Origin of the sequence: Halobacillus sp. BBL2006 (assembly GCF_000786645.1) — a bacterium.
In the GTDB taxonomy this organism is placed as follows: domain Bacteria; phylum Bacillota; class Bacilli; order Bacillales; family Halobacillaceae; genus Halobacillus.
The window spans coordinates 1-1,090 of the sequence record NZ_JRNX01000577.1; the positions used below are offsets into that span (position 1 = coordinate 1).

The following is a 1,090-nucleotide window of genomic DNA, read 5'->3' on the forward strand; positions in this document are numbered from 1 at the left end:
TTCATTTTTATTTTTTAATTGCTTATTTTCATCAGCCAAGTTTTCATGATCCTTCTCCTTTAACATATCCACTGAAAGGAATGTTACCGCTACAAGTATAAGGGCTATTCCTGCTTGTAGAGGATGATTTTCTCTTTTCATCCAAACTCACTCTCTTTGCTAGACAACTGAATCGATTCTTTATTGAATTATCTCACCTCTGGACACATTGACCTATACTATCCGATGGCAGTATGTAATGCAATTGAAACACTTATTATCCAAATTTTTTAAATACACATAACCTTTCTGCCTTTCATATCGTGTAGTAAAGACTGAATGAGAGGGAGTAAAAGTAAATGAAGATTGTGGCACAACAGTTCATTACCCAAAAGCTAAAGCAATTAACCGTAAAAGATATACTTTCATACAGCGAAAAGTATCAGATTCCTGTTTCTAAATCAGAGGCTCAAACTATCGTCAAAGCTTTGAAGAAAAATAATGAAAATCCTTTTGACCCAGAAGGACGAAAACGTATGTTAATCAGACTGGCATCGATTACTTCAAAAGATACAGCACGTTCTGTAAATAAAATACTTATAAAACTAGCTAAAGAATACGGGGTGGAACACTGGCTGAAATAATTATTATGCTATGGCCAACATACAGGGATAAAAAAAGGACCTGTAATTTTATTAAAGCTTCCTATTCCGGAAGACTCAGTTTCGAGACTTTTGTGATGAAGAATGGATGCCGTGGAAACCGGTCGCTTTCCGCGGGGGAAGACGGCCAGCCTCCTCGAGCTGCGCGGTCTGTGAGGTCTAGCCAGCCCTTCCTTTCCCGCAGGAGACTCCCAGTTTCTCGGCCCCCATTTCAATATTGAGCAGCTCGAAACTCCTATATTTACAAAGAGATTGCTCAGATAGAATGCCTTTAATTCAGTGTGTCAGAAGGTTTTCCACCATAAATTTAAGCAGGTTAGCTACACCTATGATTTCGAGCTCATCATTTGGTAAGGGTCGTTGGGGAAGGGGGAGAAGGAAGTAGGCGAGATCCCACAGGGTGCATTTCGAGGAAGCTCGCCGGTTCCCCCACAGGAAAGTGTTCAAAT

1 protein-coding gene is annotated in these 1,090 nt (G+C 40.2%); it reads left to right on the forward strand.

Going from position 1 to position 1,090, the window contains the following annotated elements; translation table 11 throughout:
• The first annotated feature begins 338 nt into the window (after positions 1 to 338).
• Positions 339 to 623, forward strand: a complete 285-nt coding sequence (locus LD39_RS16220) for a DUF2624 domain-containing protein (protein WP_035549786.1) — start codon at positions 339 to 341, stop codon at positions 621 to 623.
• The last annotated feature ends 467 nt before the right edge of the window (positions 624 to 1,090 follow it).